The sequence below is a fragment of the Rhodococcus sp. KBW08 genome (assembly GCF_003852455.1).
GTDB classification, from domain to species: domain Bacteria; phylum Actinomycetota; class Actinomycetes; order Mycobacteriales; family Mycobacteriaceae; genus Rhodococcus_F; species Rhodococcus_F baikonurensis.
On the sequence record NZ_QAJJ01000018.1, the window covers coordinates 424,821 to 449,592 of the forward strand.

A 24,772-nucleotide genomic window follows, 5' to 3' on the forward strand; every position below is an offset into this window, starting at 1 on the left:
CGGGACCACTGATGTAACACAGATTTAACGTGGCTTGCTTAGTCTCGCGTGCATGGATCGCCAAAAAGAATTCGTGCTTCGTACCCTGGAAGAGCGCGACATTCGGTTTGTCCGCTTGTGGTTCACCGACGTTCTCGGGTACCTCAAATCGGTGGCGATCGCCCCCGCCGAACTCGAAGGCGCCTTCGAGGAGGGAATCGGATTCGACGGTTCCGCCATCGAGGGATTCTCACGAGTCTCCGAAGCCGACACCGTCGCTCGGCCCGACGCCTCGACATTCCAGATCCTGCCGTGGGCCCACAAGGACGGTGCGCAGCATTCCGCGCGCATGTTCTGTGACATCACGATGCCCGACGGTTCGCCGTCGTGGGCCGATCCGCGCCACGTCCTGCGTCGCCAGTTGAGCAAGGCCAGCGACTTGGGCTTCAGCTGCTACGTCCACCCGGAAATCGAGTTCTTCCTTCTGGAGAACGGTCCGATCGACGGCACTCCGCCGATCCCGGCCGACTCGGGCGGATACTTCGACCAGGCCGTGCACGATTCGGCTCCGAATTTCCGCCGCCACGCCATCGACGCACTCGAGTCGATGGGCATCTCGGTCGAGTTCAGCCACCACGAGGCCGCGCCGGGTCAGCAGGAGATCGATCTGCGCTACGCCGACGCACTCTCGATGGCCGACAACGTCATGACGTTCCGGTACGTCGTGAAGGAGGTCGCGATCGGTGAAGGCGTCCGGGCGAGCTTCATGCCCAAGCCGTTCAGTGATCAGGCCGGCTCCGCGATGCACACCCACATGAGCTTGTTCGAGGGCGACACCAACGCCTTCCATAATCCGGACGATCCGATGCAGCTCTCCGAGACCGGCAAAGCGTTCATCGCCGGCATCCTCGAGCACGCCAACGAGATCAGTGCGGTCACGAACCAGTGGGTCAACTCGTACAAGCGACTCGTTCACGGGGGAGAGGCACCCACAGCTGCGTCGTGGGGCCCGTCCAACCGATCGGCTCTCATCCGCGTTCCGATGTACACGCCCAACAAGGCATCGTCACGTCGCGTCGAGATCCGAAGCCCAGACTCGGCCTGCAACCCGTACCTGACTTTCGCGGTCCTGCTTGCTGCCGGTCTTCGAGGCATCGAGAAGGGCTACACCTTGCCGCCCGAGGCAGAAGACGACGTGTGGTCGTTGACCTCCGCCGAGCGTCGCGCCATGGGCTACAAGGAACTGCCGAGCAACTTGGACAGCGCTCTGCGCGAGATGGAGAAGTCGGAGCTGGTGGCCGAAGCACTCGGCGAACACGTCTTCGATTTCTTCCTGCGCAACAAGCGTCGTGAGTGGGAGGAATACCGCAGCCACGTGACGCCGTTCGAGCTCAAGACCTACCTCGGTCTGTGACGGTGAAACCGCCCGCTGCGAGATCAGCAGTCCCAGGACCGGGTCGACTCGGGCTGGTCGAGCCCACCGCTGCCGACGAGTTGCGTCAGCTCGGTTGGGTCGACGCCGAGAGTATCGAACTCTTGTGGTCGCTTTCGCGTGCCGCGAATGCCGACCTCGCTCTGCGCACCCTTGTCCGGATCAAGGACGGGCTCGACGACGGGTGGCGCGAGCTCGATCAGGCATTGCGCAAGGACAAAAGCTTGCGGGGCCGGTTGTTCGCTCTGGTGGGTGCGTCTTCGGCCTTCGGCGATCATCTGGCCGCGGATCCGATCGGCTGGAAACTGCTCGACGGCACCGCTCTGCCGACCAAGGACGAGGCCACCGCTGCTTTGCTCGAGGCCGTGGGCGCCACCCTCGACGAGGGCGCTACCGAAGGCTCACTGACCTACCGCGCCACCCTGACCGGACCGGAAGCTGTTGTTGCTCTGCGTAAGAGCTACAAGGACCAGTTGATGCTGCTGGCTGCGGCTGATCTTGCGGCGACCGTCGAGAACGAGCCCGTAGTGCCGTATCAGACTGTGGGTCACCAGCTTTCCGATCTCGCGGACGCTGCCCTGACCGCCGCACTGGCGGTGGCTATCGCAACGGTGTGCCCCGAGGGCAGCTGTCCGATCCGGCTCGCCGTGATCGCCATGGGCAAATGTGGTGCGCGCGAGCTGAACTACGTCTCCGACGTCGACGTCGTGTTCGTCGCCGAACCGGCCGATGCGACGGCCAGCCGCGTTGCCGGTGAGATGATGCGCATCGGTACTTCCGCTTTCTTCGAGGTCGACGCTGCGCTGCGTCCCGAAGGCAAGCGCGGAGAGTTGGTTCGTTCCCTCGAATCCCACATCACGTACTACAAGCGCTGGGCGAAGACCTGGGAGTTCCAGGCACTGCTCAAGGCTCGTCCGATGACCGGCGACATGGAGCTCGGTCGCCAGTACTCCGAGGCGATGAGCCCGATGGTGTGGATCGCCTCCGAGCGCGAGGACTTCGTTCCCGAAGTTCAGGCCATGCGTCGACGCGTCGAGGAAATGGTTCCGCCCGAACTGCGCGAGCGTGAACTCAAACTCGGCCGCGGAAGTTTGCGCGACGTCGAATTCGCCGTCCAGCTCCTGCAATTGGTGCACGGCCGGGCCGACCGTTCGTTGCACGTCCAGAGCACGGTCGATGCACTGACCGCATTGGCGGCGGGCGGATACGTCGGCCGCGACGACGCCGCCAACCTGACCGCGTCGTACGAATTCCTGCGCCTTCTCGAGCACCGTCTGCAGTTGCAGAAGCTCAAGCGCACGCACACCCTGCCGCCGCCGGACGACGAGGAAGCGCTGCGTTGGCTCGCCCGCGCCGCGCACATGCGGCCTGACGGGCGTCTGGATTCCCTCGGAGTCCTGCGCGCCGAAATCAAGCGGAATTCGCATCGTATTCGCCGCCTGCACGCCAAACTGTTCTACCGCCCGCTTCTCGAATCGGTGGCGCGGATGGACAAGGAAGCATTGGTCCTGGGGCCCGAAGCGGCGGTTCGGCAGTTGGCAGCTCTGGGTTACACGGCACCCGAGCATGCACTCGGACATCTGACAGCACTGACGAGTGGCGCTTCACGTAAGGGTCGGATTCAAGCGCTTCTGCTGCCGACTCTGCTCGAATCACTGGCTGACACACCGGATCCCGATGCAGGTCTGCTTGCATACCGTAGGCTCTCGGACGCGCTCGTCGACCAGACCTGGTTCCTGCGCCTGCTCCGCGACGAGGCTGCAGTCGCCGAGCGTCTGATGACCGTACTGGGCTCGTCGGCGTATCTACCTGATCTGCTCATCAAGGCACCCGACGTGATCCGTTTGTTCGCGGATTCACCGAGTGGTCCGCGCCTGGTCGAGCCGAAGCCCGAAGACGTCGCTCGCGGAATCCTCACCGCCTCCGGCCGACACAGTGATCCCAATCGTGCTGTGGCCGCGGCCCGCTCGCTGCGGCGACACGAACTTGCACGCATCGCTTCGGCCGACATCCTCGGCATGCTCGATGTGCCCGCCGTCTGCAAGGCGCTGTCCTCGGTGTGGGCCGCGGTGCTCAACGCGTCGCTCTCCGCGGTGATCAAGGCCAGCGTCACCGAACTCGGAACCGAGGCGCCGGCCAGCTTCTCCGTCATCGGCATGGGTCGACTCGGCGGCGGCGAACTCGGCTATGGATCCGATGCCGACGTGCTGTTCGTGTGCGAACCCCGTGAGGGCGTCGACGAGATCGTTGCGGTCAAGTGGGCCAACAGCATTGCCGACAAGGTGCGCAAGCTTCTCGGTGCTCCGAGTACCGATCCGCCGCTCGAAGTCGACACCGGACTGCGCCCGGAAGGTCGTAACGGACCGATGGTGCGCACTCTCGAGTCCTACGACGCGTACTACGCGAAGTGGGCTCAGGCGTGGGAGATCCAGGCGCTCCTACGTGCGCATCCGGTTGCCGGTGACCCTGAACTGGGACTGCGGTTCCTGCACATGATCGACAAGACCCGCTACCCCGAAGGCGGCGTCAGTGACGCGGCGGTGCGCGAGATTCGGCGCATCAAGGCGCGCGTCGATTCCGAAAGGCTCCCGCGCGGAGCCGATCCGGCCACGCACACCAAACTGGGTCGCGGCGGCCTGGCCGACATCGAGTGGACTGTGCAACTGCTGCAGCTGCGCCACGCCGACAAGATTGAGTCGCTGCACAACACGTCGACGCTGGAAACTCTCGACGCTATCGGGGCCGCGGAACTGCTCAGCGAAGGTGACGTCGAACTGCTGCGTGACGCCTGGATCACCGCGACGAAGGCACGCAACTGCCTCGTTCTGGTGCGGGGCAAGCCGACAGACCAGCTTCCCGGCCCTGGCCGTGTCCTCGCGGCGGTGGCGCAGGTCGCCGGATACGGCGACGACGCAGGGGAGTTCCTCGACAACTACCTGCGCATCACACGACGGGCAAAGGCTGTGGTGGAGAGGGTGTTCGGCGGCGAGTAGTGCCGTCGGTCAGTCCTGTCGAACCGGCGCGTTCGCGGCGAACTTGCGGACTTCGGCGTCCTGCCAAGCGTGGGCGGGCACTCCGCCGCCGAGTAGTTCGCGCGCGAGCGACGGTTGCCCGCCGATCGGTACGTCGCTGCCGGCGATGATCATGTTGCCGTAGCGGCGGCCCTTGAGCATTGCGGGATCGGCGATGATCGCCATGTGTTCGAATTGGGCGCCGATGGTCGCGGCCTCACTGCGCGCGCCCTGGAGATCCGGGGTGTCGCCGCAGTTGACGATGTAGATGCCGCCCGGTGCGAGTACGCGTCGTACGTGGGTGGTGAATTGCGCCGTCGTCAGTGGTGTCGGAGTTGTGCTGCCGGCGAAGACATCCCGAATCACGATGTCCCGGGTGGACTCGGTGAGAGTTTCGGTGACGGCGCGGGCCTCGCCGACGCGGATGCGCAGCAGTGGTGCGCGCGGAAGGTCGAACCAATCGCGCACGAGTTCGGCCAGGGCGCCGTCGATTTCGACAACCACCTGACGCGCGTCGGGGTAGGTGGCGGCGAAGTACCTGGCCATGGAGCAGGCTCCGCCGCCGAGGTGCAGAACCCGAAGGCGCTCGGCCTTGTCACGTTCGGAATCGACCAGATGCGCGATCCACCGCATGTACTCGAAATCGAGCACCGTCGGATCTGCGACGTTCACGTGGGAACTGGGCACTCCGTTGATCTGGATGATCCAGCTGTCGTCGGAGTATTGATCGCGGACTAGTTCGCACGTCCCGGTATCGATGGGGAAAGTGCCGGCGACCGGGCCGGACTCGCCTCGCTCGGGAGTACTGCTGCGAGTTCTGGTCTTGCGAGTTCCCTTGGCCACTGTGTCTATATTAGCCGTGTGCCTTTCCGGTAGAGGCGGCTACCAAAAAGGCGCGCGGACCGGCGGTATTCTCGGGCTACTTCAGGCACACTCGTACTTGGAGTGTGATCGGCGACACAAATGCCGGCGCGTTCTTTCGTCGTCCGTGCATCACGAAGATTTTCGAGGAGTGCAGGTGAAGGTCAAGGCAGCGGTAGTCAAGGCGCCAGGTCAGGCGTGGGAGATCGAAGAGGTCGAGCTGGGGGACCCGGTCTCGGGTGAGGTGCAGGTCCGACTCGCCGCATCGGGACTGTGCCATTCGGACGAACATTTGCGTACGGGTGCCAGCCCGCTGCCCTTCTTCCCGGCCCTCGGCGGGCACGAAGGTGCCGGAGTGGTGACGAAGGTCGGCCCGGGCGTCACGAGCGTCGAAGAAGGCGACCACGTGGTTCTCGCCTTCATCCCCGCGTGCGGACGTTGTCCGTCCTGTGCGAAGGGTCTGCAGAACATCTGCGACGAGGGAGCCGGCCTGCTGACCGGGCAGGCGATCTCCGACAAGACCTATCGCGTAACGCTCAACGACGAACCGGTCATCCAGATGTGCCTGCTCGGAACTTTTTCGCCGTACGTGACCGTCAACGAGGCGTCCGTGATCAAGATCGAGAAGGACATCCCGCTCGACAAGGCGGCCTTGCTCGGCTGCGGTGTTGCCACCGGTTGGGGATCGGCCACCGCGATCGGCGGAGCCAAGGTCGGTGACACGGTTGTGGTCGTCGGCGTCGGCGGCGTCGGAATCAACTCGGTGCAGGGCGCGGCGTCCGCTGGAGCGCGCTTTGTGATCGCGATCGATCCCGTCGAATTCAAGCGCGACAAGGCAAAGGAATTCGGCGCCACACACACGTTTGCCTCACTCGAGGAAGCGTTACCGGTGATCGGTGAGATCACCTGGGGCAAGATGGCCGACGTCACCGTGATCACCGTGGGAGAAATCCACGGCGACATCATTCAGCCCGCGCTCAGTGCGACGGGTAAGGGTGGTCAGGTTGTGGTCGTCGGAATGGGGCATTACGCGGATTCGCAGGTGACGCTCAGCCTCTTCGAGCTGACCCTTCTGCAGAAGCGTTTGCAGGGAGCCATCTTCGGCGGAGTAGGACCACGGTCTCAGATTCCCAAGTTGCTCGATCACTACCGAAGCGGCGCACTCAAACTCGACGAGTTGGTGACCAAGACCTACAAGCTCGAGGAGATCAACGAGGGCTACGCAGACATGCTCGAGGGAAAGAACCTGCGCGGCATGATCGTCTACACGGAGGACGATTACTGATCGTTTCCCTCTGACAGAAGGGTCCGGCCCGGCACCACACTTCGTGGTGCCGGGCCGCAGTCTTCCGCCCCACACAGATTTCTGTCGATCGATGAGTCGACTGCCCCCTTAGTGGGCACTCGCAGAGTGCGGGTACCGGGCACCGTGTCCGGACCTCACTCGACGACTCGACAGAGAAGAGCAGAACATGCCCTACATCACCACCTCCGACGGAACCGAGATCTACTACACCGAGCACGGCACCGGCCGGCCGATCGTCCTGAGCCACGGGTGGCCGCTGAGTTCCGACGCGTGGCAGGTCGAGATGAAGCTGTTCGCCGACGCCGGATACCGGACTGTCGCGCACGATCGTCGAGGGCACGGTCGCTCGTCGAAGACGTACACCGGCAACGACATGGATACATATGCCAAGGACCTGGCTGAGCTGATCGACACACTCGACCTGAAAGACCTGATCCTGGTGGGCCATTCGACCGGTGGCGGGGAAGTGGTCCGTTATGCGGCGCAGCACGGCAAAGGGCGCGTGGCCAAGGTGATCACCGCCGGCGCCGTTCCGCCGATCATGGTCAAGTCGGACGGCAACCCCGAAGGCACACCGATCGAGGTGTTCGACGGCATTCGTGAGGGAGTTCTGCGAGACCGATCGCAGTTCTACAAGGATCTCAGCGAGAGCTTCTACGGTGCGAACCGCGAAGGAGCCGACGTCTCGCAAGGCGCGAAGGACGACTTCTGGAGGCAGGGGATGTTGGTCAACCTCGCCGCGGCCTACGACTGCGTCAAGGCATTCTCCGAGACAGACCAGACTTCCGATCTCGAAGCTATCGACGTTCCGTTCCTCATCGCTCAGGGAGACGACGATCAGATCGTGCCGATCGGCGCGGCGGCGGAGAAGGCGATCAAGCTGGTGAAGAAGGGCACGCTGAAGGTGTATCCCGGCGCACCGCACGGCATCTACGGCTCATATCAAGAGACACTCGACCAGGACATTCTCGCGTTCATCGAGGACTGACGTCAGCGAGGCGGAAGGACCAGAGTCGAAAGGACCCACAGCCATGTCTACACACGTTGCCACGTTGCGCGATGGTCCCAGCGTTTTCGAAAACGAACTCGGATCGATCTCGCAGCTCGACTCGAGTTCGTTGCCCATCCTGTCCGGTCTGTCGATCAAACGAATTGTTCTCGGCCCCGGCGCGATCCGCGAACCACAATGGAACGTCAACGCGAACCAGATCGCTTACGTCACCAGCGGAACCGTGCTCGTCTCGTTGCTGGGCAATGCCGACGAGTTCGCCAGTTTCGTGGTGCGAACGGGGCAGATGTATCACGTCGAATCGGGCGCGATTTATCACATCGAGAATATCGGAGAGGGGGAAGCGGAGATCATTGCTGCCTTGCGAACTTCTCTCCCGCAGCACTTTTCATTGCAGAGCAGCGTAAGCGCAATGTCGAACGCGGTGCTCGGCAATACCTACGACCTCGCCGCGTCGGCCTTTGACGTCTTCGGTAGGGCCGATGCGTCGCAGATAGTGCGGCGGGACGGCGCCGCCGTCGTTCCCGACACCGCCGGCTTTCCCAACGCGCATCTCTTCGACCTCGAAGGCCAGATCGCCCCTCTCGCTTATCCGTACGGACAGGCGAAGGTGGCGCGCAAGCAGTATTGGGCGGCGCTGGAGGATCTTTCGATGTACTCGTTGACTATTCGCGAGAGTGGGATGCGTGAGCCACACTGGCATCCCGTCACTGCTGAAATGGGATACGTGCATCGTGGTCACGGGCGGATGACGGTTCTCGATCCGGACGGGTCGCTCGACACCTATCTACTCGAGCCGGGTCAGGTGTATTTCGTTCCGCGTGCCTATCCCCATCACATCGAGGTTCTAGGTGACGAGGACATCAACTTCCTCATTTTCTTCGACCAGCCGACTCCAGGTGACATAGGCTACCGTGCAACGGCTTCCGCGTTCTCGCGCGGCGTTCTCTCGGCCTCGTTCGGTGTTCCGGAACGCGATCTGCCGGAATTTCCTTTCACCCCGATCGATCCGCTCATCGTCTCGCGGAACAATCCGATCGACCGCCAGCGCTGACCGGCAAGGACGCCCATGATGACCAGCACGCTCACCGTGACCGATCACGGGACGACGCTCGAATTCACGCACGAGGATGCTCTGCGCTATCACGGTCCGCAGGCTCCGGGAGGCGTGGCGCATGCCTACAAGGTTCTCGAGCGCGCACTCGATGTGCTCGGCGGGGAGGGTTCCGTCGAGCGTCGTGACCTGGTCGTGGCCACCGCACATCGCGGACCAGGCGTGCGCGACGCGTTCGAGTTGGTCACGCGCGCGGTGACCGAAGGGCGGTACACCGTCGACAGCTCCCTGGCCCGGCCGGAACGAGGAAATACGCTCGCACTGTACGTCTTTCGAGTCGACTATCGTGGTGCGAGCGTCACGCTGACTGTTCGTGAGGGATTTGTCGTCGACGAGTTCATTGCTCTTTCCCGTAAGAACTACCGGACGGCCGAAGACGAAGCGCGGCTGACAGTGCTCAAGCAGGAGATGGCGGACCGCGTGATGTCGAGCCCGGCCGAGAGTGTGTACGACGTCGAGATCGGCCCGCTCCCCGGCTGACTGACGGCGACGTAAGCGGCGGTGTGCAACTCTCGGCTGTCCGAAGTCAGCGGCTGGCGAACATCCTTATCCGCTGGTCGCGGCTGCGTTCGAGATGGTTGCGCATGTGGCCACGTGCGGACGATTCGTCCCTGGCGCGGATGGCGTTCAAGATCTCGTGATGTTCGGAATTGAGTAGGTCCGGTTCGCCGTAGTTCGACGGCGGGCCGCTGTCGTAGATTCGCAATTGGGTGGTGAGGCGGATCAGCAGTGAGGTGATCGTGGAATTGTGGGCGGCTTGCCACAGGGCCTCGTGAAACTTGAAGTTCCCGGAACGAACCTCGGTGCCTTCGGTTGCAGTGCAGCAGAACTCGTGTAATCCGTCCAGTCGGGCAAGGTCGAGATCACTGTGGCGGAGTGCGGCAGCCCCGGCAGCTTCCGATTCGAGGGCTACCCGCGCTGCGTAGATTTCGATGACGTCCTCGGGTGTGCCGGAGCGGACACGAAAACCGCGGGCCGCTCGCTCGAGTAGACCGTCGTGCGCGAGCCAGTTGAGTGCTTCCCGGATCGGGGTACGCGATGCGCCGTACGATTCGCACAATTGAGTCTCGTGCAGCGGAGCGCCCTGGGGGAACTTGCCGGCCAGGATGTCGGCCCGCAGGCGCAGGTACTGCCTCGAAGTCTGATCGGACCGGCCCAGCGCAGCCTCCGGCACCAGCAGATCGGTGGTGCTCGTATCGGCGTCGAGTTCCATGTGTCCCCATTCCTGTGCGTTCAAGTAGAACGCGTTCGATTATGCCATCGACTACGAGTCGAGTACTTGCGTATACGCTAGTACTCATTTAGGTTCGTGGTTGTTCGTTTCCGAGGGAGAGGGTCCGAAGTGGCTGGAGAGACCGCGTCGCCGCTGGTGAGTGCCGCTGAACTCGACGCGATGCTGCGTGAGGGAGGCGTCGCTGTGCTCGACGCGACGGTTCATTTTCCTCCTGCGCGATTCGACGGTGACTACCGCCCGGAATCCGGGTACGACGGCTGGGTCTCCTCGCACATCCCGGGTTCTCGGCACATCGACCTCATGGACGTCTTCTCCGAAAGGGAAGCGGCGCTGCATTTCACACACCCGTCAACGGAGCAGTTGGTTTCCGATCTCCAATCCAGTGGTATCGAGCCTAGCGCGACAATCGTGATCTACGACCAGGGTTCGACCACCTGGGCGTCACGGCTCTGGTGGGTGTTTCGCAATGCCGGCATCGAAGCGAGAGTCCTCGACGGTGGCCTCGCCGAATGGACTCGACGCGGCTTCGCTCTCGCGAGCGGCGACGACGTAACCCACACGTCGGCTTCGGCGCGTTGGAGCGTGACGGACCTCGGCCTATGGGTCGATCTACCGCGCGTTGCCTCACTGTCCTCGGGAGAAGTAGCCGGGACGCTGGTGTGCGCTCTCTCGTCTGAGCAGTACGAGGGAACGGAGAAGACGCGATATTCGCGACGCGGGCATATCCCGTCGAGTGTGAATCTGTCCGCGAAGAGTCTTCTCGACGCCGACGCCAGGATGCTTCCGGTGGACGATCTTCTGTCGAGATCTGCCGACGTTGTGCCTGCAGTCGCCGAACCTGTCGTGATCTATTGCGGCGGTGGCGTTTCGGCGTGCTTGACGGCGCTTGCGCTGATCCGAAGCGGCTACGGGGACGTCAAAGTGTACGACGGTTCGTTGGAGGAATGGACTGCAGTTCCGGCATTGCCGATGGTTGTCGGCGGTGAGTCCGAAGGTGCGATTCCGGACGATCGATGTCAGCGATCCTGAATCGTCGCAGTCCCGATAACACCATCCGCTTTGAAGGAAATCTCATGTCTGACAATGTCTCTGTCGAAACCGTCGCCTCTGCGATCGACGCACTCCGCGACCAGGTGCCGCTCGTCCAGTCGCTGACCAACATCGTTTCGGCGAATTTCTTGACCAATGTTCTGCTCGCTGCCGGCGCAAGCAACGCTCACATCGACAATGTTCACGAGGCGGGTGGGTTCGCTGCCATCGCCGGGGGAGTACTCGTCAACCTCGGAACGCCGGACGACGGAACGGCCGAAGCCTTCCTGGTAGCCGCTGAAGCGGCCCGAACTGCCGGTACGCCATGGGTTTTGGATCCGGTCGGTGTAGGCGGACTGCCCTGGAGGAGCGGTATCGCTGTGGACTTGCTGCGCTTTCACCCCAGCGCGATCCGAGGGAACGCGTCGGAGATCATCGCGCTGGCGGGACTCGGCGGTGACACCCGTGGCGTCGACAGTGCGTCCGACTCCGCCGACGCAGTGCCCGCCGCTCTGGCACTCCTGAAGCATGCGGACGCGGTGTCGGCATCAGGCCCGGTCGACTACATCGTGGGCCGCGATAGTGGCGGCGACGTTCGGGGTGTCCGAGTTTCCGGTGGCAGCGCACTGTTGCCGCGCGTGACCAGTACCGGTTGCTCTCTGGGCGGCCTTGTTGCGGCCTACCTCGCCGTGACGCCGACCGCGCTGGACGGATTGGTTGCCGCGCACACGCATGTTGCCGTGGCGTCGGAGATCGCCGAGGAAAATGCCTCGGGCCCCGGTTCTTTCGCGGTCGCGTACCTCGACGCGCTCTACAACGTGAATGCAGACACCATCCGCTCGCGTGCCCGAATCGAATCGTTCGACCTGCCGGCTGGAGTGCAGAACTGATGGGCGTCAAGACATTCTGGTATCTCACCCAGGCCGACGGGGACTACCCGTGGAGCCCCGGCGGACTGTTCCCCGTGGACGGGGCCAGGCAGATCGAGCTCGCGAAGACGATCGACGACGGCGGATTCGAAGGTGCTCTTGTTGCCACCTGGCCGAACGATCCGTTCATCTCGGCGACCTGGGCTGCAGCGCACACTACGCGCATGAAGTTCCTCGTCGCCGTCTACGCGAACATGACGCCGGCGAGACTGCTGGCAGAGAAGGCGTTGACCTTCGACGCCTTCAGTGGTGGCCGACTGTTGATCAACTCGGTCAACGGACGCGAGAACATCCTGACCAAGTACGACATGAACGTGCCTCACGACGAGCGTTACGAGTTGGGGGAGCAGTACTGGGCAGACTTCCGCCGCATCTACTCCGAAGGGACCGAGTCGAACTTTCCCAACACACCACTGCGTATCGATGCGCCCACGGGGCATCAGGTTCCGCTGTGGGGCACCGGTGATTCGCCTGCAGGCCTGGCGAATTCAGGCAAGGTTCTCGATACCTACTTGGCGATGCTGCGGGAGACGTCGTTCATCGAAGACAAATTCTCTGCCGCACGGGCGGCAGCGGAGGCAGCCGGACGTGAGTTCACCGATTTCGGTGCGCTGACCGGTGTGATCGTTCGCCCCACCAAAGCGCAGGCGCACGACCGTTTCCGTTCGTTGTTCGAGAAGACGGGCGTCGAGCAGATCGCTCATGTCCTGGACAATGCAGTGCGTCGTCGTACTCAGGGGAAGCAGGACCTCAAAACTTTCACCGCCCGCGACGCACAGCGGCAGGGTTGGGCGGACAAGATTGCCTCCGGCCGACTTCCTGAACCAGAGGAGTTGTACGTCGGTGACGGGTTGTACGCGGGTATCACAGCGTGGTCACCCCTCGACATCTTCGGCACCGGGTCATCGGCGGTGTACTACGTCGGCGATCCGGATTCGATCACGGACTCGGTGCGCACGCTTCGCAGCCGAACCGGTTTGACTGCACTGATCCTGGCAGGTTGGCCTCTGATCGAGGAAGCTAAGTGGGTTGCGGAGCATCTTGTTCCGCGATTCGACGAACTCAGCTGACTTCGCGCCGCAAGACAGTGGCGCCGAGGCCTAAAGTGTCGCGGAGAAATGCTGCAGCAGTGCCGATTTCATCGGCAGTGCAGTCGAGAAGGATCTTGACTTCCACGTCCTTCTTGTCGATGTCGGCAATAACGGCCATGGCAACAACGCCGTTGCCGACGGCAGAGCCTCGGAACAGATCGATCCCGTCGCCGTCCGCGCTGACGGTCCCGTCGAGATAGCCGTAATCGAGCGGGTAAATCGCAGCGGGGTAACGCGGGTGTGCCGACCCTCGGGGGCGATCGAACACGACAGTTGACGTGGCAGCCAGGTGATCGAGGGCGGAGAACAGGTCTTCGCTCATCGTTACCGGTGCTCGCGCAGTAGCTGAGTCGGTGTCAGGCCTGTCAGCGCTCGCGTATCGCGCGCGAGGTGGGCTTGGTCGGCGTAGCCGGCGCGACCGGCCAGCGACGACAGCGTGAGATCAGCATCGCGGCTGAGGGTCAACACGTCCTGGATACGTTGCACTTTCTGAATCATTTTGGGGGACAGCCCGATCGACGACGTGATCGAGCGTCGAAAATGACGTTCGGAAACACCGAGGTCTGCGGCGATCTCTCCTATCGGAGTCGAAGGGGAGGAGATGAGCGCGGAGTAACCGCGCTCGATTCCGTGGTCGGGTTCCAGTCCACGCCACAGCTCGCCCAGTAGGCGAGCGTCGACTGCTTCGTGACGGAGTGCGTCGGCAAGCACCCGCGCCTGTCTGGAAGTGAGGATGTCGTCGAAGGCGATCTTCGAATCCTGCACCGCGTCGGCCGCTGCGCCGAGCAGGTTCCGCAGAGCCGGTGGATTGATCCGGATGCCCCACATGGTTGTCCCGGCGGCGACCGAAACCAGATCGGCACCTGTGGCAGGTCCCACGAGCCAGGACTTTCCGGTGCTGTCGACGATGAAGTCTGCGCAGAGATCGGGAAGAATTCGTTTTGCTTCCGTTGGCGTATGGGCTTCGGTAGTGCTTTTCCACGTGCAACTGAAGAGGCCGGCCGAATCGGTGATCCGAGTTTCGACATAGGTGTGGCCGTTTTGTTCAAGACTCGACGCCATCGTCCGACTACCGTCGAGAGCGAGGGTGTCAGTGCCGGTCATCAGATCATCGTCACACACTCGCCGATCACTTCTCGACCCGAAACAGGAGAAATACCGTGTCCGTCTCTCCGAGACTCGATCTCGTCGGAATCGTCACCAACGATCTCGCTCGTTCCCTCGCGTTCTACCGAACGCTCGGGCTCGACATTCCGGAAACACCCGCTGACGCTCCGCATGTGGAGTTCACTTTCGACGGTGGGCTTCGGCTGGCCTGGGACGCGCTGTCCACCATTGCGAGCTTCGATCCTGACTTCGCGGTCGGGGAAGGTCGACACCCCGTTGCTTTGGCCTTCGATTTCGGGACACCCGCCGCCGTCGACGAGGCGTATCAGCGCATCACAGCCGACTTCCCCGGGCACAAGGCACCGTTCGATGCGGTGTGGGGCCAGCGTTACGCCGTTCTGCTCGATCCCGACGGCAACACCGTGGATCTCTTTGCCTCGCTCTGATTTCGAACGACGCAGGCCCCGACCGAAATTCGGTCGGGGCCTGCGATTGTCGGTGATCGAGTCGTTGTCAGTTCACCAAGCGTCGAGGGTGTCGAGGATCTGGCCTCGTGCCTTCCACAGTTCCGCGCCCCAGTACGGCCACGAGTGAGTGCCGTTGGCCGGGAAGCTGTACGTCGCCGGAATTCCCAGGGAGTTCATGCGCAACTGAAATGCGCGTGAGTTCATCAGGGCAAGGGCTTCGAGGCCGATGGCGCTACCGGTATTCACGAAGTCGACGGGTCGACGCGGTTGATCGAACTGTCCGGGTAGGCCGCTCGCCGCGGAAATGTACAGGGAGAGCCCAGCCAATTCGGGTGCGAACACGAAGGGGTCGTTGCGGAGCCAAGCGGGGTTCCACGGCGGTCCCCACATGGCATCGACATTGAAGGACCCGGCGCTGACCATGGCCACGCGGATCGCTTCACGCATGCCTGGAGCTGAGATGTTGAGGTACCCCGAGAGCGATCCGGCGAACTTGAACTGATCGCGGTGATAGGCGGCGAGCGTCAGGGCCGCGCTGCCACCCATGGACAATCCGAGCACACCGTTGTTGGTTCGGGAGACGCCACGCGATTCCAGATAGGCGGGAAGTTCCTGGGTGAGGAAGGTTTCCCATTTGTACGTGACCGGTTGGCGATTCAAATTGCTGTTCGCATACCAGTCCGAGTAGAAGCTGGACTGCCCGCCGACCGGCATGACCAGGGTGACGTTGTCGCCGCGGTACTGCTCGAGAGCGTTGGTCTCGAAACTCCATGCGTTTCGGTCGTCCCGTGCTCGTAGACCATCGAGAAGATAGAGCGCCGCGTTGCCGCCGCGCGAAGCCCACTGGATCTGGACCTTGATCGGCCCCATCGAGGAGTCGACGAACACATCCTCGTAGCCACCGGCCGGGGCGGTACGCGCGGGCGCTGCGGTCGCTACTGATCCGCTGATCAGGCCTGCGGTCAGGGGGAGTGCGAGTGCTGTCGCGGCGAGGCCGAGGATCCGACGCTTGATTCGTTTCGAAATCTGCATCTTCGAAGAATCTCGGTTGTTTGCAAGGCCTGTGTGTATCTCGTGCATGAATCACTCCCGCCCCAAAGGTGCTTGCACACCGAAATCCGACCGAGCCCCCCGAGGCGCGGAATTCCTTATGACACTAAGTGGTCTGTATTGACCTCGACGGCACCGTTACCGGTTCGTTATCAAACTGGTCCGATTTACGAAGTGCCGTCAGGCGTCGTCAACCGGAGGCTGCGCCTCGATTTTCCAACCTCCACGAATCAAGTGTTCACGTACCCGTGCGACGTCTGCTTCGTGCGGAATATCGTCGGTGACCTTGGTGATGAGGACGCCGATGTCGATCGGATCGACAGGGACCGGAAACTCGGCGACGAGATCGTCGGCAAGAACGGCGATCTCGTCGTCGGACAGTTGTCGCCGGAGCAAGGCCATCAAAGGGACGTAGTCCTGCTCCGGCACACCGTTCGGATACCCGGCACGCAGCCAGCCGAGTATCGAAGCCAGAAGTGGTGGAAGACTCAACGAATCGAGCTTCAGTCGTTGTCGAGATCAGCGAGGGGCCACCCGGCGGCGGCCAGGACGGAGGCAACGCGCGCAATATCCTCGTCCGAGGGAGTCTGGCTCGTCAGATCGGCGATCTGAGCGCTGATCTCGTCGCTCGAGATCACCTGGTCGCTGTTGACATCGCTCAGTTCTGCGAGCGCAGCGCCGATGGCAATGTCTCGAATTTGCGCGTCCGAGAGCTTGCGTCGAAGCAATGCGACCAGCGGAATGCGATCCTTGGGCGGTATGCCTTCGGGGTAGCCGGCGCGAAGCCATTCCAGAATGGATTGAGGAAGGGATGGAGTCGGTGCAGTCACGGTGATGTCTTTCCGCTCGTGAGGGCGCACGGGATCAGAAGATCTCGATGCCGAATGTGTGGCTGAGGAAGCCCTGCATGATGAAGAGGATTCCGGTGACGATCGCGATGAGCACTACTGCGAAGCACACCACTGCGCCTGCCACGGCCAAGGGACTGCGAGCCGCGACGGCAGTGCTCCCGCCGCCACTGCCACGTTGCCCGGCGTCGAGGGACTTCAGGCCGATTGCGAAGATCGCGGGAAGTCCGGCGCCCAGCAGGAGGCCGACCAGTACGACCTGCCAGAGCGAGTCGACGGTGTTTTTCAAGATATCCATGTCGATTCCCTCTTTCAGGCTTTGACGTCGGTGGTGACGCGGGCGTCCGGACCGGGGACCTCTGCAGGCACCAGGCCGCCGTCCCACTCGGCGTTGACGTTGCTCGGATCGATGGGCTCCTTGCGGGAGCGCAGGTACATCCAACCGGCCAAGGCGATGAGCACAGCGAAGACGACCAGGACACCGGGCAGGCCGCCGACGATGTTGGCCAGGCCCCAGCACAGAGCGCCGACGATCGCAGCGGACGGGAGAGTGATCAACCAGGCGACCGCCATACGTCCGGCGACGCCCCAACGAACCTCGGCGCCCTTGCGTCCCAGACCGGTTCCCATGATGGAACCCGTCGCCACATGGGTGGTCGAGAGGGGAAGGCCGAGGTGGCTGGAGGTGAGAATGATTGCAGCAGAAGATGCTTCGGCCGCCATGCCCTGGGGTGCGGCGATCTCGACAAGACCCTTGCCGAGCGTGCGGATGACTCGCCACCCGCCGAGGTAGGTTCCGGCAGCGATCGCGAGTGCGCACGTGAGCTTGACCCAGAACGGCATGTCCGCGTCGGCGGAGATGGTTCCGTGGGCGACCAGGGCGAGGAAGATGACGCCCATGGTCTTCTGAGCGTCGTTGGTGCCGTGGGCGAGGGAAACGAGTGAAGCCGAACCGATCTGGCCGAGTCGGAAACCCTTGTCCTTGGTTTCCTCACCGACGTTGGAGGTGATGCGGTAGATGAGCCACGTGCCGGCCGCTGCAACCAAGCCGGCTACGACGGGGGCGAGAACTGCGGGGATGACAACCTTGCTGAGGACGCCGCTCCAGGCGACACCGCTCATTCCGAGGGACGCGATGGCGGCGCCGATCAATCCGCCGAACAGCGCATGTGAGGAACTCGAGGGGATGCCGAGCAACCACGTTGCCAGGTTCCAGATGATGCCGCCGACAAGGCCGGCGAAGACGATGGTGAGCAGCGCTTGGCCACCCACATTTCCGAGGTTCACCACGCCCTTGGCCACGGTGGCAGCAACCTCTACCGAGAGGAAAGCTCCGACCAGGTTCAAGGAAGCAGACAGAGCGACTGCCACCTTGGGCTTGAGGGCGCCGGTTGCAATCGACGTGGCCATAGCGTTGCCAGTGTCATGAAAACCGTTGGTGAAGTCGAACCCCAGAGCGGTTACGACGACGACGAGGAGAACGATGAGTTCCGCATTCACGAGAAGTCATGTTCCAACACCGGCGGGCCACAAATCGACCTGAGGCGGGGTCGTTCCGCGACATTTCCACCATTCGGCACCTGTTGTTCATCTTCGTCCGGATAATTGTCCGTTTTGAAACGCCTGGGGCAGAGAAAGTTCATTCGCGTGCATGGTCGTCGAGTGTGTGGAGGCATACGCTCGTCTCATGTCCCTGGGCGAAGAGAAGACGATCTCGGTCACCACCTTCCGTAAGAGTGGTGATGGCGTGGCCACTCCGACGTGGGTCGTACCGCTCGCTGGCGGACGTATCGGCTTCTGGACATCCTCGAAATCGGGCAAGGCCAAGCGGCTGCGGAACAACCCACGCGTCACCGTCGTGCCGTGCAACAACCGCGGAAAGGTGACCGACGGTACGTCGCCGGTCGACGGGACAGCTCAGTTGGTGAGCGGTGGAGCTGAATTCGACGAGATTCGCAGCAAAGTGAAAGCGAAATACGGTGTGATGGTGCCTATTTCGAAATTCTTCAACACTCTCGGCCACATCGGCAAGGGGCCGTTCCCGTACGGCGATACCGGCGTGATCATTTCCGTTGACGCGTAGTCGGTATTGCGCGTCGGAGTAGCCTGAAGGTATGGAACCCACGACCGGGCGCCTCTGCCTGACGGTTCCACGAATCCTCCGTTAAGGAGCGTCGTCATGGCGCACATCAGCACTCTCGACTATGCAACGGAAGCGCCGCAGCGCCATGTCGGGCAACCTTTCCCGTCGCCGACGCGGACTCCGCGATTCCTGCTTCGCGGGCAAGGTGCCGTCAAGGCATCGGTGGACGGCGCGTGGTTCCCGTGGACCACGAACGTCACGGCGGAGCTTCACGATCTGATATCCGCACTTTCGCTGAGGTTGGGGCCGATCGCGCGGGTTGCGTTCGACTGGAACACGATCAGCAGCGCCCAGCGACGTATCGACGAGGTCGACGGTCTTGAAGTGCGGGGTCCGTACCCTGGCCAGCCTCACGATTTGATGTATCTCGACGACATCCACGGCCGTCAACTCGTTCTCATGATGATTCCGCCGTACACGGATCCGGACCGTGCGTACGAGATCATGCGGCGGTTGGTGGATCCTGGCCGCAGCGAAATCTATCGGGTGCAGTGAGATCTTTCTGACGGGTGGGATCGAATCTTTCGATTCCTGAACATGCGTCCAGTTTGTCTGGTTTGATGGTTCTCGTAACCACGATCTCAGGCGCATTCCTTCCGGTCAGCGCTTGGGCGCGGCAGCTTGACTCCCTGCCGTGTCGTCGGTCCGGCATGTCCACCACCCTCCCACTGTGCGTGAGCGCCGGATCGAAGGAAGCCCCACCCTCCCCACGGGGGTGGGGCTTCTACTTTGTTCGGACTGACCGGCGTTCGCATCGCCGAATCTGCCGGGTTGTTCGGCAGTTCGGGACGCCTTGCTCCGTAGCATCGCCACTGTGAAGATTTCCCTACTCGGTGCGGCGGGGCTTCAGGACTGCGCCGACAGTGGAATGGACTGTATGGACGGATTTGGGGCGTTCGTTCTTCTGTACGTCGGCGGATTCATTCTCGCCTTGACATGGATTTCCCTGTGCCTTGTCGGAACAGCCGATGTGGTTTCCGTGTCCCGGCGAATCGGTGTGTGGCGCGCTGTCGCCTTCTCTGTCGGGATTTGGCTTGTGCCCATCGCCGGGTTGGGTGCGTGGCTTGTTTTCCGACGCTCTCGTTAATTCTCGAAAGTGGAGCCGGGAGACAGCCGCGTTTGCGGAGCCCGGTAACTTGTTGTATCAGTAGCGATTTGGAATCTGGCGAGAGGCTCTTGTCGATGCTGCAGGCGACAACGTCTATCCAGGCCATGCTGGAACTGGTTGGGCCGGGGCCAACTGGCAGTGGGTGGTCGGGGCCGCGCGCTGTCGGCTGCGTTGTCCGCGGCGAGCGAGGTCTTGATCGGTATCTCCGCCGACACTCCCGGCAAGTCGAAGTCGCCGACGAGAAGCAACTCGCCCGCACGATCGCCCGCTACGGCCGTGTGGGCTTGCATCGACGAACTCGGTTACATGGAACTCGACAAACGAGGCGCCGAGCAGCTTTTCGAGGTGTTGCCCGAACGGGAGGAAAGAACGCCGTCGCTATCGCCTCCAACGAATTGTTCTCCGGCTGGACGACAATGTTCACCGACCCACGACTTTGCGCCGCCATCGTGGATCGGCTCACCTTCGGCGACAACATCATCGAAATCGGCACCGAACTCTTATCGGCTCGCCCATACCCGAGCTCAGCAATCCGCTTTGCACACACGAGGTGGGTCCGGATCAAGCTCCTTACTGGACCTGAATGAGACCGACATTTTCACCGAGACCGCACCCAGCCTTGAAACTATGTGGCATCCTGCCGTTCCAGCCAGTTCAAGATCGCTTGGTTGGTTTCATCGGGTCTTTCTTGCTGGATCCAATGACCGCAGTCGAGATTGACTACTTCCACATTGGGCACGAACTCTGTCAGGTTCTCAGCCCTCGCGATCGCGTCACGGTCGCCGTAGATCATGAGTGCGGGCTGTTGGATAATCGGGTCCACCTCCGCCAGCAAATGCCAGTTGCGGTCAAGGTTCCTATACCAGTTCACGCTGCCCGTGAATCCTGTCGATTCGAAGGCGGAGACGAAAACGGCCAATTCGCTATCGCTCATCAGAGGCTCACCGAGTGGCGTCTCTGCTCTGGCGAGATCGATCAGCGCCATACCCGGCTGAGGCTCCCTGGGGGGTTCGTTCTTCCGGTACAGGTTGCGAAGGAACCGGAAGGTGTTGTCTTCGAACACGGCGTCCGCGACGCCCGGCTGTCGATTGAAGTGGACGAAGTAGAAGTCACCGCCAAGCACGGCTTCCATGAACTCGATCCAGGGCTGCTCTCCGCGATCCTGGTAGGGCAGGCTCAGGTTGATCACTTTGTTTACCCGGTCCGGGTGCAACAGGGTCAGGCCCCACACGACAAAGGCGCCCCAATCGTGACCGACAAAGGTGGCATCGTCGTAGCCGTAGTGATCGAGAAGTGCGATGAGATCACCCGCCAAATGTTCAATGTCATAGTCCGTCACTTCGGTCGGACGTGATGAATTGCCGTAGCCGCGCTGGTTCGGGACGATGACGTGATAGCCCGCCTCGACAAGGGCAGGCACCTGGTATCGCCAAGAATAGGCGTGCTCTGGCCATCCGTGACACAGCACGAGAGGTCTGCCGGCATTGTGTCGCCCTGCTTCGAAGACTTCGAGTTCCACGCCGTTGACTGGGATAAGGACGGGCCTGGGGAAGTCGGATGAATTCACGGATGCTCCTTCGAGTTGAGTACCGATCTCGTGTCTGAATCGACCGGGTGCTCCGACGATATGGAGCATCGTGGACACATAAAGTCCTAGATCGCTGGCAATCTGAAGAAATGCGGAACGATCCCACAGGCCGAGCACTGCAACTGCTCTCGCTCCTTCAGACCCATCGCTTCTGGCACTGTGCCGAACTTGCCGCACGACTCGATGTCACGCAGCGGACGGTGCGCCGCGACATCGATCGCCTACGCGACCTTGGCTATCCGGTCGATTCCACGTCCGGAAAATACGGGGGCTACCGACTTGCAACGGGGGCGCACGTGCCACCCTTGATCCTCGACGATGACGAGTCCGTGGCGGTAGCCGTCGGACTGCGCTACGCCGCCGAGGCCGCCATCGGAGGAATCGAAGAAACGTCGCTACGCGCGCTGACGAAGATCGAAACACTCCTGCCCCATCGACTACGCCGACGTGTGTCGGCACTGCATTCGAGCGTCAGTTCCATGCGGCGGGCCGACGACGACATCGTCGACCCCGAAGCACTCAGTGTGCTCGCTGCGGCATGTCGTGACCACGAGCACGTTCGTTTCGACTACCGGCGAGGTGATGGCGAGAGCAGCAGACGGCTCGTCGAGCCGCACCGCCTTGTCACGGCGGGACGTCGTTGGTATCTCGTAGCATGGGACCACCATCGTGCGGATTGGCGAACATTTCGACTGGACCGGCTCTCTGAGCCTTGGCTGGCAGGCAGTCATTTCACGCCACGCGAGATCCCGGGCGGTGACGCGGCAGGCTTCGTCGCGAGATCAGTCGGCTCGCCGCCCCGTCGCCACGATGCAAAACTCGCCATCGAAGCCACTTTCGCCGACCTTGAGGGCGTACTCAGATGGATTGACCACACACCGATCGAGGTGGCAGCGGACCGCTGCCTTGTCCAGATCCGCAGCGAAGATCTCGGCAGGCTCGCCATGACTGTTGCGCGCATTGCGCTCACCGCCCCAGTGGTCGTCATCGAACCAACCGAGCTCGCCGACACCGTCAGTCGGCTCGCCCTCCATCTCAGGGTCTCGCCACCATGACAGTCAGAAGAGGATTGCGCGACAAGACCATTCATGTCCAGGTTGCCGCGGGGTGTGTTCCCTGCGCCGGCCCCTCGTCTATCGAGGCACGTATCCGTTTCCCTCTGAGCTTGGAGAGTAAGTGACCAATTCGAAATCATCGCCACCGGCTTCCGTCCACCCCCCGACGTGGAAGTTCGACTACCCGATCATCCACGCCGAGACTCGGGAACAGTGGCGAACGTGGCTGACGGACAATCACACGTCAGGCCGCGGTGTGTGGTTGTGCTCCTGGCGCACCACCACCAGCCGACCACGCTGCCCCTACCCTCAGGCCGTTGAGGAAGCCATCTGCTTTGGTTGGATCGATTCCACCAACACCATCTTCGACGAAGAGCGCAATTTGCATCCCGATCGGCGGTGATTGCAATGACCTGTGACTCATCGACTACTACCGCGGTGACTATTCGGATTGGTCGACATCGTTCAGCAGGTCGACGAGCCGCTGAGCTTGGGCGTTATCCATATGAAGGCGTACGAGAAGAGTGACGTGCACGTTTTCTCCTGCGACGAGGCGTTCCGGCAGGCCGCGAACGAGCGAAATGTATTCGGCAAAAAAGTCCTCCAACCCGGCGACGGGACTATCGACCAGCTTCGCACAGGCTTCAATAGCCGCCGCGTAAGCGGAGGGAGCGGCCACTCCTCGAACCCGTGCCGCTATTTGTAGGAAGCGTTCATATTGATCCATGAAGCGCTGACCCAGATGAAGAATTCGCTCCGCGTCCCCGGGGGTACCCGGCTCACCGAATGCGGCAGAGAATGCCTCAGGCGCCAGAAGCTTGTTGAATGTCTCTGCGGTCTGTTCGACCTCGTGTAGCGTACGAACTGCCAGCTCGCGGAGTTCGGCGGGATTGCCGACCGCCTCGCCGGACGCCGCGCCGTAGGCAATTTCGTAGTCTCGGCGTTCGGTCGCCAACGCGTCGCGGCGCTGCTTGAGGACTGATGCGTAAATCAAGAACTCCCATGCGGGTGGCCGCGTGTTGAACAACTCCTGGAGTGCCTCTGGAGTATCCGCGATGCGTGCAGTCTCAAGATTCGGCCCGTCCGAATCCGTCGCTCCGGCTTGGTCGCCCACTCCCGACGTTATGGCGTCGACAGCCGCCCTTGCCTTGGCGAGCTTTTTCTGAATGCAGGTGACGATGCCCGGGATGCCCTCTCGGATGGCTTCAAGATAGCCGATAGTGGAGAGAAGACCAGCCACTTCGTCTAATTGGGTGTTGTCAAGACGGATCGGCAAGATGTATGCACCTCGCTGCCGCATGGCTCGCGCCAGTGAGGTTCGACGCTCGACGCTTGTCCACTCCTTCTCCGCGTACTCCTTCGAAACGAACATCACGACGTATCGCGCCTTGTTCATGTAGACGTCGGTGAAGTACTCGATCAGGTCCTCGCCCCACATGTCGGCTTTGAAGTCCGCGTCGTAGAACACTCGCCCCGCGGGAAGTCCGACCTGTCGCACCACTTCCTCAACGAACGTGCGTTGTTCGCCAGCAAAGGACACTGCGATATCGAACTCGAAGTCTGCGGGGTTACCGCTTGGTGTTGTCGTCACCTGCGGAGTTTCTCATAGCGGACCGACAGGTCGGAATGGGAGGCGGAGCTACTGCCGAGGTAGTGGCTACAGTGGAGAAACGCTGGTCCAGGCCAGACATCGCTCTGACCAGGTCTTTCGCTCAAGCCGATGACAGCAATCGAACCCGCGTATTCAGCTTGGGAATGTGACTGAACTGCGTTGCCCCCGGTTGGTGCGATTGCGCAGGGGGGTGTTTCCAGGCGATTAGGGGTGCTCGTTGCATCTGCGTGTACCTGTGTGTGTACCCGTTGTTGGTCAGACACGGTTGTCGATCCGGCGCGGCTTGACATTGTCGTGGTGGCAGAAGAGCGTTCCAATTGCGCGTATCCAGCTTGGCAGATGGGTGTCTATCTTCCAGTTGGGCATCCGGGAACTCGGCTTCTTGGCAGCATGAGGGCGCTCATCTCGATAGCGAAGGCGGCGAGGGAAGGTGCCCCCGATGTTGAGTCCGCCTTCCACAAAATGCAGCTGCGGTTAGCCAAGAAGAATCCTGCATGGGCGACGCAGAATGAACTCAATCGCAGAGGCTGGATTGACTACGCCGTCAGACGTGTCGGGGTTGATCCCTTGACTGCGACCGCCGGTTCGATTCCCGGCTACCTGGTCGACGACCTAAATTGGTCGGTGCCAAGTAGGTACAGGTCCATCGTGGTCAACATCAAGAGGCAACTCCCGCCCGCGTCCGAGATTGGTAGCTGCCTCAACGTGGCAAGGGCACTCAAGCCAGCAGACGTTTTCGATCACCCGGAGCTGAGAAGGCTGATTGAGCAGATGCACACTAAATCGACCTCTGTGTGAA

Annotated in this window: 26 protein-coding genes and 1 pseudogene; 16 read left to right on the top strand and 11 right to left on the bottom strand. The window is 62.0% G+C overall.

Annotated elements, in window-relative coordinates:
* Window positions 1-52 precede the first annotated feature (52 nt).
* A complete protein-coding gene (locus tag DBV08_RS25795; RefSeq protein WP_003941637.1) occupies window positions 53-1,393 on the top strand; it encodes a glutamine synthetase family protein in 1,341 nt (446 codons plus the stop codon).
* Window positions 1,390-4,404 (top strand): bifunctional [glutamine synthetase] adenylyltransferase/[glutamine synthetase]-adenylyl-L-tyrosine phosphorylase, encoded by a 3,015-nt coding sequence (locus DBV08_RS25800; RefSeq protein ID WP_124569301.1) that lies wholly within the window; start codon window positions 1,390-1,392, stop codon window positions 4,402-4,404. The genes DBV08_RS25795 and DBV08_RS25800 overlap by 4 nt, the downstream gene beginning before the upstream one ends.
* A gap of 9 nt (window positions 4,405-4,413) precedes the next feature.
* Here the strand turns inward: DBV08_RS25800 and DBV08_RS25805 are convergent, their stop codons facing one another.
* Complete coding sequence (locus DBV08_RS25805) at window positions 4,414-5,265, bottom strand: spermidine synthase (protein WP_172436526.1); 852 nt, start codon at window positions 5,263-5,265, stop codon at window positions 4,414-4,416.
* Window positions 5,266-5,440: 175 nt separating this feature from the next.
* On the opposite strand from DBV08_RS25805, the gene DBV08_RS25810 reads away from it, so the two are divergent.
* The 4 genes from DBV08_RS25810 to DBV08_RS25825 all read left to right on the top strand — a co-directional run bounded on the left by DBV08_RS25810 (window position 5,441) and on the right by DBV08_RS25825 (window position 9,192).
* Complete coding sequence (locus tag DBV08_RS25810) at window positions 5,441-6,568, top strand: NDMA-dependent alcohol dehydrogenase (RefSeq protein ID WP_095969992.1); 1,128 nt, start codon at window positions 5,441-5,443, stop codon at window positions 6,566-6,568.
* 187 nt (window positions 6,569-6,755) lie between these two features.
* Entirely contained in the window at window positions 6,756-7,577 is an 822-nt protein-coding gene (locus tag DBV08_RS25815) for an alpha/beta fold hydrolase (RefSeq protein WP_095969819.1), read from the top strand.
* A 43-nt stretch (window positions 7,578-7,620) separates the two neighbouring features.
* Entirely contained in the window at window positions 7,621-8,652 is a 1,032-nt protein-coding gene (locus DBV08_RS25820) for a cupin domain-containing protein (protein ID WP_124569302.1), read from the top strand.
* 18 nt (window positions 8,653-8,670) lie between these two features.
* Window positions 8,671-9,192 carry a hypothetical protein gene (locus tag DBV08_RS25825; protein ID WP_095969993.1) on the top strand — a complete coding sequence of 174 codons (522 nt, stop codon included), beginning with the start codon at window positions 8,671-8,673 and terminating at the stop codon, window positions 9,190-9,192.
* A gap of 46 nt (window positions 9,193-9,238) precedes the next feature.
* Here the strand turns inward: DBV08_RS25825 and DBV08_RS25830 are convergent, their stop codons facing one another.
* Entirely contained in the window at window positions 9,239-9,925 is a 687-nt protein-coding gene (locus tag DBV08_RS25830) for a GntR family transcriptional regulator (RefSeq protein WP_095969820.1), read from the bottom strand.
* 129 nt (window positions 9,926-10,054) lie between these two features.
* Here DBV08_RS25830 and DBV08_RS25835 point away from each other — a divergent pair, with 129 nt between their 5' ends.
* Genes DBV08_RS25835 through DBV08_RS25845 form a run of 3 tightly spaced genes read left to right on the top strand, consistent with a single transcriptional unit; the run spans window position 10,055 to window position 12,974 of the window.
* On the top strand, window positions 10,055-10,975 hold the full coding sequence (locus DBV08_RS25835) for a sulfurtransferase (protein ID WP_095969821.1): 921 nt from the start codon (window positions 10,055-10,057) through the stop codon (window positions 10,973-10,975).
* Window positions 10,976-11,019: 44 nt separating this feature from the next.
* Entirely contained in the window at window positions 11,020-11,865 is an 846-nt protein-coding gene (gene thiM / locus DBV08_RS25840; RefSeq protein WP_095969994.1) for a hydroxyethylthiazole kinase, read from the top strand.
* Entirely contained in the window at window positions 11,865-12,974 is a 1,110-nt protein-coding gene (locus DBV08_RS25845) for an LLM class flavin-dependent oxidoreductase (protein ID WP_124569303.1), read from the top strand. Before thiM ends, DBV08_RS25845 begins: the two co-directional genes overlap by 1 nt.
* Here the strand turns inward: DBV08_RS25845 and DBV08_RS25850 are convergent.
* Both DBV08_RS25850 and DBV08_RS25855 read right to left on the bottom strand, forming a co-directional pair.
* A complete protein-coding gene (locus DBV08_RS25850; protein WP_095969823.1) occupies window positions 12,967-13,317 on the bottom strand; it encodes an inorganic pyrophosphatase in 351 nt (116 codons plus the stop codon). The two genes, DBV08_RS25845 and DBV08_RS25850, sit on opposite strands and share 8 nt — an antisense overlap.
* Before the next feature lie 2 nt (window positions 13,318-13,319).
* Complete coding sequence (locus DBV08_RS25855; protein WP_260395757.1) at window positions 13,320-14,099, bottom strand: helix-turn-helix domain-containing protein; 780 nt, start codon at window positions 14,097-14,099, stop codon at window positions 13,320-13,322.
* Window positions 14,100-14,155: 56 nt separating this feature from the next.
* On the opposite strand from DBV08_RS25855, the gene DBV08_RS25860 reads away from it, so the two are divergent.
* Complete coding sequence (locus DBV08_RS25860; RefSeq protein WP_124569305.1) at window positions 14,156-14,548, top strand: VOC family protein; 393 nt, start codon at window positions 14,156-14,158, stop codon at window positions 14,546-14,548.
* A 72-nt stretch (window positions 14,549-14,620) separates the two neighbouring features.
* Here the strand turns inward: DBV08_RS25860 and DBV08_RS25865 are convergent, their stop codons facing one another.
* The 5 genes from DBV08_RS25865 to DBV08_RS25885 form a co-directional block, all read right to left on the bottom strand.
* The gene (locus DBV08_RS25865) at window positions 14,621-15,601 is read right to left on the bottom strand and encodes an alpha/beta hydrolase family protein (protein WP_124569306.1); all 981 of its coding nucleotides are present in this window, start codon (window positions 15,599-15,601) and stop codon (window positions 14,621-14,623) included.
* Between the two features lie 198 nt (window positions 15,602-15,799).
* Entirely contained in the window at window positions 15,800-16,111 is a 312-nt protein-coding gene (locus DBV08_RS25870) for a DUF3349 domain-containing protein (protein WP_095969827.1), read from the bottom strand.
* Between the two features lie 11 nt (window positions 16,112-16,122).
* Window positions 16,123-16,449, bottom strand: a complete 327-nt coding sequence (locus DBV08_RS25875) for a DUF3349 domain-containing protein (RefSeq protein ID WP_020908123.1) — start codon at window positions 16,447-16,449, stop codon at window positions 16,123-16,125.
* A gap of 34 nt (window positions 16,450-16,483) precedes the next feature.
* Complete coding sequence (locus DBV08_RS25880) at window positions 16,484-16,765, bottom strand: hypothetical protein (RefSeq protein ID WP_003941641.1); 282 nt, start codon at window positions 16,763-16,765, stop codon at window positions 16,484-16,486.
* Between the two features lie 14 nt (window positions 16,766-16,779).
* Window positions 16,780-17,967 carry an inorganic phosphate transporter gene (locus DBV08_RS25885; protein ID WP_003941590.1) on the bottom strand — a complete coding sequence of 396 codons (1,188 nt, stop codon included), beginning with the start codon at window positions 17,965-17,967 and terminating at the stop codon, window positions 16,780-16,782.
* Between the two features lie 187 nt (window positions 17,968-18,154).
* Between DBV08_RS25885 and DBV08_RS25890 the strand changes: the two genes are divergently transcribed.
* The 3 genes and pseudogenes from DBV08_RS25890 to DBV08_RS33015 all read left to right on the top strand — a co-directional run.
* Window positions 18,155-18,550 (top strand): PPOX class F420-dependent oxidoreductase, encoded by a 396-nt coding sequence (locus DBV08_RS25890; RefSeq protein ID WP_253252826.1) that lies wholly within the window; start codon window positions 18,155-18,157, stop codon window positions 18,548-18,550.
* A 96-nt stretch (window positions 18,551-18,646) separates the two neighbouring features.
* Window positions 18,647-19,105: a DUF5994 family protein gene (locus DBV08_RS25895; RefSeq protein ID WP_124569307.1), complete on the top strand. Its 459-nt coding sequence runs from the start codon at window positions 18,647-18,649 to the stop codon at window positions 19,103-19,105.
* Window positions 19,106-19,942: 837 nt separating this feature from the next.
* Window positions 19,943-20,255, top strand: a pseudogene (locus tag DBV08_RS33015) (ATP-binding protein); the annotation flags it as partial.
* 88 nt (window positions 20,256-20,343) lie between these two features.
* Here the strand turns inward: DBV08_RS33015 and DBV08_RS25910 are convergent.
* Complete coding sequence (locus DBV08_RS25910) at window positions 20,344-21,285, bottom strand: alpha/beta fold hydrolase (protein WP_124569308.1); 942 nt, start codon at window positions 21,283-21,285, stop codon at window positions 20,344-20,346.
* Window positions 21,286-21,395: 110 nt separating this feature from the next.
* Between DBV08_RS25910 and DBV08_RS25915 the strand changes: the two genes are divergently transcribed.
* Window positions 21,396-22,361 carry a YafY family protein gene (locus tag DBV08_RS25915; RefSeq protein ID WP_124569309.1) on the top strand — a complete coding sequence of 322 codons (966 nt, stop codon included), beginning with the start codon at window positions 21,396-21,398 and terminating at the stop codon, window positions 22,359-22,361.
* A 121-nt stretch (window positions 22,362-22,482) separates the two neighbouring features.
* Window positions 22,483-22,764: a YdeI family protein gene (locus DBV08_RS25920; protein WP_260395759.1), complete on the top strand. Its 282-nt coding sequence runs from the start codon at window positions 22,483-22,485 to the stop codon at window positions 22,762-22,764.
* 39 nt (window positions 22,765-22,803) lie between these two features.
* Here DBV08_RS25920 and DBV08_RS25925 read toward each other — a convergent pair whose 3' ends face one another.
* Complete coding sequence (locus DBV08_RS25925) at window positions 22,804-23,952, bottom strand: TIR domain-containing protein (RefSeq protein WP_124569310.1); 1,149 nt, start codon at window positions 23,950-23,952, stop codon at window positions 22,804-22,806.
* Between the two features lie 411 nt (window positions 23,953-24,363).
* Between DBV08_RS25925 and DBV08_RS25930 the strand changes: the two genes are divergently transcribed.
* On the top strand, window positions 24,364-24,771 hold the full coding sequence (locus tag DBV08_RS25930) for a hypothetical protein (protein WP_124569311.1): 408 nt from the start codon (window positions 24,364-24,366) through the stop codon (window positions 24,769-24,771).
* Window position 24,772: the final 1 nt, after the last annotated feature.

Bases quoted from the DNA above. Each gene is read 5' to 3' on its own strand.
- DBV08_RS25930 (WP_124569311.1), top strand. From the start codon at position 24,364: ATGAGGGCGCTCATCTCGATAGCGAAGGCGGCGAGGGAAGGTGCCCCC.
- thiM (WP_095969994.1), top strand. From the start codon at position 11,020: ATGTCTGACAATGTCTCTGTCGAAACCGTCGCCTCTGCGATCGACGCA.
- DBV08_RS25850 (WP_095969823.1), bottom strand. From the start codon at position 13,317: ATGAGCGAAGACCTGTTCTCCGCCCTCGATCACCTGGCTGCCACGTCA.
- DBV08_RS25895 (WP_124569307.1), top strand. From the start codon at position 18,647: ATGGCGCACATCAGCACTCTCGACTATGCAACGGAAGCGCCGCAGCGC.
- DBV08_RS25820 (WP_124569302.1), top strand. From the start codon at position 7,621: ATGTCTACACACGTTGCCACGTTGCGCGATGGTCCCAGCGTTTTCGAA.
- DBV08_RS25825 (WP_095969993.1), top strand. From the start codon at position 8,671: ATGACCAGCACGCTCACCGTGACCGATCACGGGACGACGCTCGAATTC.
- DBV08_RS25880 (WP_003941641.1), bottom strand. From the start codon at position 16,765: ATGGATATCTTGAAAAACACCGTCGACTCGCTCTGGCAGGTCGTACTG.
- DBV08_RS25865 (WP_124569306.1), bottom strand. From the start codon at position 15,601: ATGCAGATTTCGAAACGAATCAAGCGTCGGATCCTCGGCCTCGCCGCG.
- DBV08_RS25830 (WP_095969820.1), bottom strand. From the start codon at position 9,925: ATGGAACTCGACGCCGATACGAGCACCACCGATCTGCTGGTGCCGGAG.
- DBV08_RS25845 (WP_124569303.1), top strand. From the start codon at position 11,865: ATGGGCGTCAAGACATTCTGGTATCTCACCCAGGCCGACGGGGACTAC.
- DBV08_RS25815 (WP_095969819.1), top strand. From the start codon at position 6,756: ATGCCCTACATCACCACCTCCGACGGAACCGAGATCTACTACACCGAG.
- DBV08_RS25890 (WP_253252826.1), top strand. From the start codon at position 18,155: ATGTCCCTGGGCGAAGAGAAGACGATCTCGGTCACCACCTTCCGTAAG.
- DBV08_RS25795 (WP_003941637.1), top strand. From the start codon at position 53: ATGGATCGCCAAAAAGAATTCGTGCTTCGTACCCTGGAAGAGCGCGAC.
- DBV08_RS25915 (WP_124569309.1), top strand. From the start codon at position 21,396: ATGCGGAACGATCCCACAGGCCGAGCACTGCAACTGCTCTCGCTCCTT.
- DBV08_RS25855 (WP_260395757.1), bottom strand. From the start codon at position 14,099: ATGACCGGCACTGACACCCTCGCTCTCGACGGTAGTCGGACGATGGCG.